The sequence below is a fragment of the Nocardia sp. AB354 genome (assembly GCF_049538315.1).
Taxonomy (GTDB): Bacteria; Actinomycetota; Actinomycetes; order Mycobacteriales; family Mycobacteriaceae; genus Nocardia; species Nocardia nova.
Genome location: NZ_JBMVFU010000007.1, coordinates 207,228 through 218,297, shown reverse-complemented (window position 1 = coordinate 218,297; position 11,070 = coordinate 207,228). Strand labels below are relative to the sequence as shown.

The 11,070-nt window shown below is 67.5% G+C and carries 8 protein-coding genes and 1 tRNA gene; 4 read left to right on the top strand and 5 right to left on the bottom strand.

Going from position 1 to position 11,070, the window contains the following annotated elements:
* Positions 1–363: 363 nt before the first annotated feature.
* Positions 364–437: transfer RNA gene (locus ACPCUW_RS13035), tRNA-Met, on the bottom strand.
* Positions 438–1,083: 646 nt separating this feature from the next.
* Between ACPCUW_RS13035 and ACPCUW_RS13030 the strand changes: the two genes are divergently transcribed.
* Positions 1,084–1,617, top strand: coding sequence for a transglycosylase family protein (locus ACPCUW_RS13030; protein WP_064906559.1), 534 nt, complete (start codon positions 1,084–1,086; stop codon positions 1,615–1,617).
* A gap of 186 nt (positions 1,618–1,803) precedes the next feature.
* On the opposite strand, the gene ACPCUW_RS13025 is transcribed toward ACPCUW_RS13030, so the two are convergent.
* A complete protein-coding gene (locus tag ACPCUW_RS13025) occupies positions 1,804–4,818 on the bottom strand; it encodes a UPF0182 family protein (protein WP_082856692.1) in 3,015 nt (1,004 codons plus the stop codon).
* A 133-nt stretch (positions 4,819–4,951) separates the two neighbouring features.
* On the opposite strand from ACPCUW_RS13025, the gene ACPCUW_RS13020 reads away from it, so the two are divergent.
* Positions 4,952–5,599, top strand: a complete 648-nt coding sequence (locus tag ACPCUW_RS13020) for a PPA1309 family protein (protein WP_228795381.1) — start codon at positions 4,952–4,954, stop codon at positions 5,597–5,599.
* Here the strand turns inward: ACPCUW_RS13020 and ACPCUW_RS13015 are convergent.
* Positions 5,596–6,621 (bottom strand): YlbL family protein, encoded by a 1,026-nt coding sequence (locus ACPCUW_RS13015; RefSeq protein ID WP_181064132.1) that lies wholly within the window; start codon positions 6,619–6,621, stop codon positions 5,596–5,598. The two genes, ACPCUW_RS13020 and ACPCUW_RS13015, sit on opposite strands and share 4 nt — an antisense overlap.
* Positions 6,622–6,671: 50 nt before the next feature.
* Here ACPCUW_RS13015 and ACPCUW_RS13010 point away from each other — a divergent pair, with 50 nt between their 5' ends.
* Positions 6,672–8,165 (top strand): zinc-dependent metalloprotease, encoded by a 1,494-nt coding sequence (locus tag ACPCUW_RS13010; protein WP_423424991.1) that lies wholly within the window; start codon positions 6,672–6,674, stop codon positions 8,163–8,165.
* Between the two features lie 33 nt (positions 8,166–8,198).
* On the opposite strand, the gene ACPCUW_RS13005 is transcribed toward ACPCUW_RS13010, so the two are convergent.
* On the bottom strand, positions 8,199–9,179 hold the full coding sequence (locus ACPCUW_RS13005; protein ID WP_423424990.1) for an FAS1-like dehydratase domain-containing protein: 981 nt from the start codon (positions 9,177–9,179) through the stop codon (positions 8,199–8,201).
* A 236-nt stretch (positions 9,180–9,415) separates the two neighbouring features.
* On the opposite strand from ACPCUW_RS13005, the gene ACPCUW_RS13000 reads away from it, so the two are divergent.
* The gene (locus ACPCUW_RS13000) at positions 9,416–10,321 is read left to right on the top strand and encodes a TOMM precursor leader peptide-binding protein (protein ID WP_063910648.1); all 906 of its coding nucleotides are present in this window, start codon (positions 9,416–9,418) and stop codon (positions 10,319–10,321) included.
* A gap of 98 nt (positions 10,322–10,419) precedes the next feature.
* Here ACPCUW_RS13000 and ACPCUW_RS12995 read toward each other — a convergent pair whose 3' ends face one another.
* On the bottom strand, positions 10,420–11,067 hold the full coding sequence (locus ACPCUW_RS12995) for an NUDIX domain-containing protein (RefSeq protein ID WP_245925292.1): 648 nt from the start codon (positions 11,065–11,067) through the stop codon (positions 10,420–10,422).
* Positions 11,068–11,070: the final 3 nt, after the last annotated feature.

The following is an 11,070-nucleotide window of genomic DNA, read 5'->3' as shown; positions in this document are numbered from 1 at the left end:
CGCTACGGCGCCGTGATCTATCACAAGGATCCCTTTCGGGGTTCGTACAACAGCACAGGACTCATAGTTACTGAACAGTATTTGGCCGCTCTCGGGCTTGCCAGCAGTGGGAATAGTGTGATGAGCGCCGCTGTCCGGTGACCGGTCGCACCACCGAGAACCGTCCACTGCCTGCGGGTTCGCCGCATCGACACCGCTTCGGCACCCGGATCGGGCAGTGTCGGCAGCTCCGCGACCGCTGAATAGCCGCCTCCGCCGCCCACGCGCTGCCATCGGCGCGAATCGAGGCGCGACCAGGCCCCGGCGGCATGACAGAAACGAAAAAGGTCCCGGAACCTTCTGGTTCCGGGACCTTTTCACTAGTAGCGGGGACAGGATTTGAACCTGCGACCTCTGGGTTATGAGCCCAGCGAGCTACCGAGCTGCTCCACCCCGCGTCGGTGAACACAACATTACACACGAGTCGACAGACGTAGCAAATCCTGTGGTCAGAGCGGTTTTCGAGAAGCGCAGACGCGATTTCGGCGCCGACCGCCGCGACCTCCATGAGCGGGTTCCACATCGCGGAATACCGTCGGCGACCCGGCTCTCACGGATCACGGGGGGCCATCGACCCGCCGAACAACGCGGGATCGCCACACGGATACGCCGAACCATTCGAACCGGCGACTCGATGCGGAAGCATCGCTTCACCCCGAATGACGGAGAACGTCTTGGGAAACGCGCGCGTTTCCAAAAGGCAGCCCGAAAAAACGTGACCCAGCCCACTATTTGCACGTGATTCATCGCACATAACGACCACATAACGAACGACTGGAATGTCCGACCACTGCATAGCCAACCTGCATCAACGCTGGAATCCGGTTATTCGCTTCATGCAATTGTGTCTGTTATCAAGACGTGATCTGTCGAGATCTCTTCGTTATGGTCGAACGCGGCCCGGAGCGAACCCGTGATGGGCATCCAGACCCGAACCGTTGCACACCGGCAACCCTGCCCCGCGGTTCGGGGATCCCCGACCTCCTGGGGGCAGGGACGCGGCGGACCATCGCCGAGCCGGCGGGCGCAGGGAGGGACACCACCATGAACAAGAACCGGAAGATCAGCAGTCGCGCCCTCGGCTTCGCCGCCGTCGCCGGCGCCCTTGTTGCCGTCCCGTTCGCAGCTTCCACCACTGCTTCGGCTGCGCCCGCCCACGACTGGGACGGTGTCGCGCAGTGCGAGAGCGGCGGCAACTGGAATATCAACACCGGCAACGGCTACTACGGCGGCCTGCAGTTCACGCAGTCCACCTGGAGCGCCAACGGTGGCAGCGGCTCGCCGCAGAACGCGAGCAAGGAAGAGCAGATCCGCGTCGCGGAGAACGTGCTGCAGACCCAGGGCTCCGGCGCCTGGCCGGTGTGCGGCCAGTACCTGCGCTACGCGCCCGCCGAGGAGACCCGGCCGGCCCCGCAGCCCGAGCCGACCGCTCCGGTCCAGCTGCCTAACGATCGCCAGGACCTGATCAACAAGGCCACCGACGCCGGCAAGCAGGCCGCGCAGCAGTTCGGTGTGGGCGAGCAGTTCCGGCAGATCCTCGACCAGAACAGCGGTCTGATCGACTCTCTCGGCCGCTGAGCCCGAGCGCGGTAGTACCGCGCACGCTTCTCATGCATTCGGCGCCGCCATCCGTGCGATGGCGGCGCCGAATGCCGTTTGTGGGTCAGGCCCGTCGTCGAGGCCGCCCGGCCAGGCACGGGCGCAGAACGCGAACGGCGCCCCGGGTGATCCCGGGGCGCCGTTGTCGTCGATCACCGGCCGCCGTTAACCGCCGGCCTTGTTGTAATCGTCGATGGCCTTCTGGAGCCCTTCCAGCGCCTTGCCCAGCTGGCCGAGGTCACCCGACTTCTGGGCGTCCTCGACCCCCTTCAGGGCGTCGTTGAGCTCCTTGACCGCCGCGTCCTTCCCGGCCGACCCGGTGGTCGGCGGCGGCGCTGTCGTGGACGGCGGTGGCGTGTTCTGATTCGACGGCGGTGGTGAGGTACTGCCCTGCTGGCCGGGCGGGTTGATCGCCGCCTGCCCCGGCTGCTGGGTGGTCGCGGCGCCCAGCCCGTCTTGCACGTCGTTGAGCGCATCACCCAGCGTGGACTGGTAGCCGACCTTGTCCCCATAGGAGGCGAGCACCTTCACCAGCTGTGGGAAGGACGCCGTGGTCGGTCCACTGTTGCGTTCCAGGTACCACGGTTCGACGTAGAGGATGCCGCCTTCGCCGATCGGCAGGGTGAGCAGGTTGCCGTATTTGATCTTGTTGGTGTTACCACCGGTCAGCAATGTCCGATCGTTCGAGACGCGGGCATCGGTGGTCATCGACGTCTGGACCTGTTGCGGCCCCGGCGTCTGCGAATCCGTCGGCAACTTGAGCACCGTGAACTTGCCGTAGTTCTCCGGATCGGAGGCGACCTGGATGTACGCCGCGAGGAACTGGCGTTTGAAGCCGACCATCGCACTGGTCAGATTGAACTGCGGCCGACCGGTTTTCGGATCACCGATGAGCACGTAGTACGGCGGCTGATGGGCGTTGGTCGGGGTGTCGGAGGTCGGATCGTTGGGCACCGACCAGAACGCGTTGTTGGTGAAGAACTCGCGCGGATCGTTGACGTGGTAGCGCGCCAGCATCTCGCGCTGCACCTTGAACAGATCCTCCGGATACCGGAAGTGGGCACGCAACTCCGGCGAGATCTCGCTCTGCGGCTTCACCGAGTTCGGGAACACCCCGCGCCACGCGTTGAGCACCGGATCGGTGGGATCCACGTCGTAGAGGTTGACCGTGCCGTCGTAGGCGTCGACCGTGGCCTTGACGGAGTTGCGGATGTAGCTGACTTCCTTGCGCGGCAGCGTGCGACCGGTGTTCTGATCGATGCTGTCCTCGGTGACTCCCTCCAGCGAGGTCCGCTGCGCGTACGGGAAGTTGTCGAGCGTGGTGTAGGCGTCGACGATCCAGAGGATGCGTCCGTTTACCACGGCTGGGTACATATCGCCGTCGGTGGTCAGCCACGGCGCCACCTGCTGTACGCGGCTGCGCGGATCACGGTTGTAGATGATCTTCGAATCCGAGCCGATGGCGCCGGAGAACAGGATGTTGCGTTCGGCGTACTTGGCGGCGAAGGCGAGCCGGTTGAACCAGTTGCCGATCGGGACACCGCCCTGGCCGGTGTAGGTGTACTGCTCGGTGCCGGTGTCGTATTCGCGCGGCGGCTGGTTGTTCCCGCCCACGATGGCGTAGTCGGCATCCGATTTCGAGATCATCTCGCCGTAGTAGATGCGCGGCTGATCGACCGGGATGGCCTGCCTGTCCTTCGGTGTGAACAGATCGCTGACCGTCGACTTGTCGCCGACGTTGAAGACCGGATATCCGTACCCGCCGCTGGAGCTGCTGGTGCCGGCGCCGGTGGCCGCCTGCTGGGTTTCCTTGGGCGGGGCCACGTTCACCCGGTTGGCCGGAGAGGCGACGAAGCCGTCACCGTGGGTGTAGACGGTGTGCTTGTTGATCCAGTCGGTCTGGTTACCCGACAGGTTCTGCGGCACCAGTTCGCGAGCCGCGACGATGTAGTCCTGCTTCTCGCCGTTGATGGTGTAGCGGTCGATGTCCAGCGGGTCCGGGAAGCCGTAGAAGTTCTGCAGCTGCTGGCGCTGGATGAAGGTCTGGGTCAGCAGATTCGGATCCAGCAGCCGGATGTTGCCGATGGTCTGCTGATCGGCCGGAATCGAACCCGGATCTTTCGTCTGCGAACCCTTGTAGTCGACGTAGGAGACCTTGTCGTCGGTGAGCCCGTAGGCCTGCCGCGTCGCCGTGATGTTGCGTTCGATGTACGTCGCTTCCTTGGTCGCGGCGTTCGGGCGTACCTCGAACTGCTCGACCACCAGCGGCCACACCGCGCCGACCAGGATCGACGACAGCAACAGCAGGGCGGCCGCCATCGCGGGCACGCGCAGATCGCGCAGCACCACGCCGGCGAAGAACGCGACGGCGCAGATGATCGCGATCGACATCAGGATCAGCTTGGCCGGCAGGACGGCGTTGATATCGGTGTAGGAACCGCCGGTGAAGGTGGGTTCCTTGCGGGTGCTCGACAGCAGCGAATACCGGTCGAACCAGTAGGCGACCGCCTTCAGCACCACGAACGTGCCCGCGATCAGCGCCAGCTGGATGCGCGCCGGGCGGGTCAGCGTGCCCTCCCGCCCGGACAGCCGCAGCCCGCCGAAGATGTAGTGGGTGACGAGGTTGGCGAAGAACGCGATCACCACCGCCACGAACAGCCAGTTCAGCAGCAGCTTGTAGAACGGCAGATCGAAGGCGTAGAAACCGACGTCGATGTTGAACTGCGGATCCTTGATCCCGAACGAGCCGCCGTGCAGGAACAGCTGCACCGTGACCCAGCTCGACTGTGCGACCAGCCCCGACAGCAGGCCGACCAGGACCGGGATGCCGATGCCGAACAGCCGCAACCGGCCCATCACGGTGGTGCGGTAGCGGGCGATCGGATCGCTGGGACCGGACACCGGGACGAAGACCGGGCGCGTTCGATAGGCGGCCAGCAGCGCCAGCCAGACCAGGGCCCCGACCACGATCGCGACGATGAGGAACAACAGGAGCCGGGTGACGAGCACCGTGGTGAACACCTGGCGGAAGCCGACCTCGCCGAACCACAACCAGTTGGTGTACGCGTCGGTCAACCGCGGGCCGACCAGCAGTAACGCCGCAATCACGAGCGCGGTGATCAGCAATATCCGGCTGCGGCGAGACAGCGAAGGTAAGCCTGTCGGGGGGCGCATGCCCACGATGCCACTCTCCCAGGTCCGGCGGCGTACCGAAGCGATTGTCGCCGATACACCGCAGTCCGATGATGCGTATGGTCCCTGCGGACCGTCTCTCGCGCCCCACTCTACGTAAAACGGGTCGGCTTGGATCGGGATGGCTCCGGTATGCCGTGGCGGGGACGCGGGCGCTCGCGCTGGACGTACAGTGTCGGCCGTGACTGTGGACAATCCCTCCTCCGCCCTGTACCGCTGCATCCGGGACGTGGCCGAGTTCGCCGACACCGAGGGCTGGGATCAGCCGCCGCAGTTGTTCGCGCTGGTGCCGACCGCCGACCTGGTGGCCGCCGAGCCGACGCTCGAGGATCAGCTCGACGACGGGGCCGCGTTGACTCCCATCGCCCAGGAACCGCTTCCGGACGATCTGAGCGGCGATTCGATGGCGCTCGACGAATTCCTCGCCACCACCAGCTGGCCGCCCGCCGTCGAGGGGGTGGTGCTGGTGCAGCAGATCGTGGTGCTGCCGCCGACCGCCGAACGCACGCTCGACGAGGCCATCGCACCGCTGCTGGCCGACCGCGACGCCGCCGACGCCGCCGGCCGCGACGCCGCGCAGACGCATCCCGAACGCCGCGACGCCCGGCTCTACGCGGGCGTGCTCCGCGACGGAGTCTCGTTGTGCCTGTTGCAGTTACGCCCCGAGGAGGACGAGGCCTTCCCCGAGCTGGATCTGCGCACCGCGCCGAACCTGGCCCCCAACCTGGTCGACGCGCTGCGCCACACGCTCGAGAACGAGCCGGATTAACCGCAGCTGGGGGCCGGGCGTCCGGCGTTGATGTCGTCCAGCGACTGCACCGCGGCGGTCAACGTGTCGACCTTCACGAGCTTCAGGCCCTCCGGGGTGCGCTGGCGTGCCTCGTTGCAGTTGTCGGCGGGGACCAGGAAGGTCTCCGCGCCGGCGTCGCGGGCCGCGATCATCTTGTACTGGATACCGCCGATCGGGCCGACCTTGCCCTGCGGATCGATGGTCCCGGTGCCGGCGACGAAGCGTCCGCCGTTGAGTTCACCGGGGCTGAGCTTGTCGACCAGGGCCAGGCTGAACATCAGGCCGGCCGAGGGGCCACCGATATCGGCGAGGTTGAAATCGACCTGCAGCGGACCGGCCGGCACCTGCTGCGGAGTGACGCCGAGGTAGGCCTTGTTCGAATCGTCCGGGCGCGCACCGAGTTTCACCTCGACCGTCTGTTCGGCGCCGCCGCGGCGGATCACCATCGGGATCGTCGTCCCCGGGGCGGCGCCCTGCACCGCGTCGATCACGTCCTTGGAGGTCGCGATCGGTTTCCCGTTCACGCTCACAAGTTCGTCGCCCTTCTGCAGCACCGCTTTGGCAGGGCCGTCGTCGGCCACCACGCGCACCTGAACCTTGGTCGGATACTTCAGAAAGTTCAGCGCCGCCAGTTCGGCGTTGTCCTCGGACTCCTTGAAATCGGCCTGGTTGGACTTGTCCACCTGGTCGCGCGGAACGCCGGGCGGGTAGACCTCGGCGCGCGGCACCAAGCCGTAGCGGCCGTCCACCCACAAGCCCATCGCCTCGAATATATTCAGCCCGTCGCGAACGGAGACCGTCGTCATGTTCAGGTGTCCCGAGGTCGGATCCACCGCGGCGCCCTGCACCGCGACGACCTGCTTGCCCTCCACCTCGCCGAGGGTATTGAAGGTGGGACCAGGGCCGAGAGCGACGAACGGCACCGTCACCGCACTGCCCACCACACCGAGGACGAGCACGGGCACCAGAGCCGCTATCAAGGTGATGATCCGACGATTCACCCGGCCCACAGTAGCGGCTCCACGATCACCATCCGCGTAGCCTTGGGGGCATGAGCGACGTGCCCTTCGGATTCTCGAACCGCGACGACGATCCCGACCGCGACAAGCGTGACGATCAGGCCGGTTCCGGAGCGAACAACCCCTTCGCCTTCGGCATGGGGTCTTCGGGCGCGGCCGGATTCGATCCCGCGGCCTTCGGGCAGATGCTGACCTCGCTCGGGCAGATGTTCTCCACCATGAGCCAGCCGGGCGGCCAGGCGAGTCCGGTCAACTACGACGTCGCCAAGCGGCTGGCTCGCCAGCAACTCGGTTCGACGGTCGCGCCGATCACCGACGGTGCGCAGCGCGCCGTCAGCGATGCCGCGCATCTGGCCGAACTGTGGTTGGACGCGGCGACCACCCTGCCCGCCGGGGCCACCAGGACGGTCGCGTGGTCGCCCAACGATTGGATCGAGCAGACACTGCCGACCTGGAAGCGACTGTGCGATCCGGTCGCCGAGCAGGTCTCGGGTATGTGGAGTTCGACACTGCCGGAGGAGGCCAAGCAGTTCGCCGGGCCGATGCTCGGCATGCTCGGGCAGATGGGTGGTCTGGCCTTCGGCTCGCAGCTGGGGCAGGCGTTGGGACAGCTCGCCCAGGAGGTGCTGACCTCCACCGATATCGGGCTGCCGCTGGGGCCGGCCGGAACCGCGGCGCTGTTGCCCAGTGCGATCAGCGAATTCAGCAAGGGCCTGGAACGTCCCGAAAGCGAGATCCTGGTCTATCTGGCCGCCCGCGAGGCCGCTCACCAGCGGCTGTTCGCCCATGTGCCGTGGCTGCGGCAGCAGGTGCTGGGCGCGGTCGAGGATTACGCGCGGGGCATCCGCATGGACTTCTCCGCGATCGAGGAGGCCGCGCAGAACATCGATCCGATGTCGCTGACCGATCCGTCGAAACTCGAGGAACTGCTGTCGCAGGGCACCTTCGAACCGCAGACCACCCCGGAGCAGAAGGCCGCGCTGGAGCGGCTGGAAACGCTGCTGGCACTGATCGAGGGCTGGGTTCAGGTCGTGGTGGCCGAGGCGGTCGGCGACCGGCTGCCCGGTGCGGGTGCGCTGGCCGAGACGCTACGCCGCCGCCGCGCCACCGGCGGTCCGGCCGAGCAGACCTTCGCCACGCTGGTCGGCTTGGAGTTGCGTCCGCGCAAGCTGCGGGAGGCGGCCACGCTGTGGCAGCGGCTGACCACCGACGCGGGAATGTCGGCGCGCGACGCGGTGTGGGCGCATCCGGATCTGCTGCCCAGCTCCGAGGATCTCGACAAGCCGAGCGGCTTCATCGACGGTGTGATCGGCGGCGGCGCCAATGTTTTCGACGATCCGCTGGCGCAGCTGGCCGAGACCGAGGCCCGCGAACGCCGCGAAGGCGCTGCGGCGCAACAGGAGCGGCCGAACGAGAACCCGGCAGGCGACAAGAGCCCGGAAGGCACTGCCGCCCAGGACGATTCCGGTTCGGGCACGAATCCGCCGGACGCCGGTGACGAGCGCGGCGAGAACGAGGATCGCTGACCGGCGGCGTCACCGAGGCCGGTCGGCCCGGCCTCAGCCCAGTCGAGCTTCGGCGGTCGCGTAGCCGAACAGCTTGCGCCCCTTGGACAATGCGTCGACCACGACGGTCACCATCCGGCGGCGCGAACTGAGCCAGCCGACCTGTCCGCCGAACAGGATCGACGCCGGAGCATCGGAGTCGACGGGCAGATAGTGCATCTTGGGCGCGTACTGCACCCGCAGTTTCGTCAGCGCGGTCGGATCGCCGAGCCAGCGACCGAGATATCCCGCGACCAGGCCGAACGTCAGCATGCCGGGCACCGTTCCCGTCGTGGTGCCGCACCGGTGCGGATCGACGACACCGGCGTGCCGCACCACATCGTCGGCCGCGACCGTGACGGTGTCGGCGGGCAGATCCGCGCCCACCGCCAGCGGGCCGAGATCCACGAGAGGGCGCGGCAGCGACGGTTGGATCCGGTCGCGCTGCGGCGTGCGCAGGCGCCGTGGCGCCGAAATCGGTTCGAGATCGTGCGGCCGGCCGGACGTCCCCGTTCGCGCACAGGTTCCGGGCTGGGTGTGCACCAGCAGCGTGGACGAGCCGCTGGTCACGACCTGGCCGTCGTCGTCGCGCAGCAGGGTGGTCACCGAGACCACGTCGTAGTCGCGGTAGTGGCGGAAGGATTCGAATCCGATTTCACAGCTGATGCGGTCGCCGGCCAGCAGTGGGCGCACGATTTCCAGCGTGCGGTCGGCGTGCACGACGCGCCCGTTGTGGAAGCCCGGCACGAGTGCCTCGAGCGTACTTTCCTCGGCGCGCATCCAAACCGTGGTGGCGAAGGTCGGCGGGGCCACCAGGGCATCGAATCCCCGAGCGGCGGCGGCACGTTCGTCGCAGTGGATGGGGTCGGTGGCGCCTATCGCCCGGGCGTACTCGCGAATCGCGTCCGCCGCGATCGGACGATCGCCGCGGCTCCGAAACCGATGTTCGCCGTGCAGCGATGCCACCGGTGGCACGTCGAGGGATGCGCTGACCATGTTGCTCCTTTAACCGACACGAATCGACCCGATTGTCGGCCGCCGGTGGCCGGGCGTTAGCACTCTCGGCGCCGGTCTGGAAAATTCACGGCGAGTCGTCGGCGAGTTTTGTGAAACGGTGCGTTCGGAGCGGGGCCGCGACTCGAGTCGAAGCACCCTGTGGACAACGTCGAACCTGTGGATAACCAGGGGTTTTCCTCCCGGTGCGAGCGGGGCCGGCGACAATACTGAGGCCCATGACGTTGTCACACGCACGTGGACCGATGTTGCATCCGCGGGTGGCGGTTCTGCGCCGGCCCTCGGGCGCGGTGCAATTGGGTTGGGATCCCGAACGCGCGGTACTCCTGCACCCGCCCGCCGTCGAGACCGATGCGGTCGTCGCCTTCGTCCGGCTGCTCGACGGTCTGCACAGCCATCCTCAGCTTCTATGGGAGGCCGGGCAGCTCGGTCTCGGTGGCGTGGCCCTGGAGCTGTTACGCGATATCGACGCGGCCGGACTGCTGGTGTGGCCGCGGGCGCGCCGCACTCGCGTGCGGACCGTGCACGTACACGGCCGCGGGCCCTTGGCGGATTCGCTGCACGGCGGTATTCGGCGACTGGGCATCACTCCGACGCGTTCGAGCGAGTACCGCGGCGGTACTTCGGATTCCCTGCCGTCCACCGATCTGGTGATACTCACAGATGCGCTGGTGCCGGTGCCGGAACTGGTCAGCATGCTGCTGGTGCGCCGGATCCCGCATCTGCAGGTTCGCATCCGCGACGGGCACGGTGTGATCGGGCCGCTGGTGCTGCCCGGCGGTACCAGCTGTCTGCGCTGCGCCGACCTGACCCGCACCGAATTCGACGCCGAATGGCCGCATCTGGCGGCGCAACTGCTCGGCCGGACCGGCTACGCCTCCCCCGCGACCATTGCCGCCACCGCCGCCCTGACACTGCGCGAGATCGAATCGATCATCGAGGATGCCGCCGACGACCCGCCCCGAACCCTGGACACCACACTGGAATTCGATCCACACACCCGGCGCGTCGCCCGGCGCCGCTGGACCCCGCACGCGGACTGCGCCTGCCGCCGAATCGCAGCCACGGTAACCGAAGCGGCGGCCGACGATCGCGCGGCATCCGTCGCCGGAGGATCGGTATGAGCGCGACGAAGGTGGCCCGCGCCGCAGCTCGGGCGGTGACAGAGTCTCGCCTCAGGGCCGCCGTGGTCTCGATCGCGAGGTGGGCGGGTTCGGTCGGATCAGTGCTCGCTGGTGGCCGAGTCGTTGAAGGACCAGACGGCCGCAGGCCGTCCGGTGGCCTTGGTTCGCATTCGTTCCCCGGTGCGGGTGAGGCCGGGGATCGCGGCCAGGGTGCGGTTGAGGTTGCCGGGGTCGGGACGAGTGCCGGCCAGCGCCGTCGCAAGGGCGACCGCGCGCGTGGCCGGGAACTGTTCGCCGATCAGGGGACGGGTGAAAGTGAGGTCCTTCCAGAGCATCTCGGCGAGCCGTTCCCGGGCGACCTCGACGATCATGTTGTGGTCGAAGGCCAGCGGCGGGACCGCATCGAACGAAACCCATCGAGCACCGGTGGGTGTTGCGGGGCCCCCGAGTACCGCCCACATCGCGATCGAGAGCGTCGGCCCGCGCGGATCGCGGTGCGGTTCGTCGAACGTGACCAGCTGACCGACGGCGAGAATCGCATCCTCGGGCACGCCCAGTTTGCTGTGTACCGCGCGGCGGGCCGCCGTAACGAGTCGCTCACCGCGGCCGAGCAGCACTCCGGGCAGGGCCAGCTCGCCGGCGAACGGCTCCCACTGCCTCGGCGCCACCCCGAAGGTGACGGCCGGGTCGTCGGCGCCGAATCGCAGGGCGAGGACATCGAGCGATACGGCGGATTGCTGCTCCACGGC

Coding starts and splice junctions, on each gene's coding strand:
- ACPCUW_RS13030 (WP_064906559.1), top strand. CDS start 1,084: ATGAACAAGAACCGGAAGATCAGCAGTCGCGCCCTCGGCTTCGCCGCC.
- ACPCUW_RS13010 (WP_423424991.1), top strand. CDS start 6,672: ATGAGCGACGTGCCCTTCGGATTCTCGAACCGCGACGACGATCCCGAC.
- ACPCUW_RS13000 (WP_063910648.1), top strand. CDS start 9,416: ATGACGTTGTCACACGCACGTGGACCGATGTTGCATCCGCGGGTGGCG.
- ACPCUW_RS13005 (WP_423424990.1), bottom strand. CDS start 9,179: ATGGTCAGCGCATCCCTCGACGTGCCACCGGTGGCATCGCTGCACGGC.
- ACPCUW_RS13020 (WP_228795381.1), top strand. CDS start 4,952: ATGGCTCCGGTATGCCGTGGCGGGGACGCGGGCGCTCGCGCTGGACGT.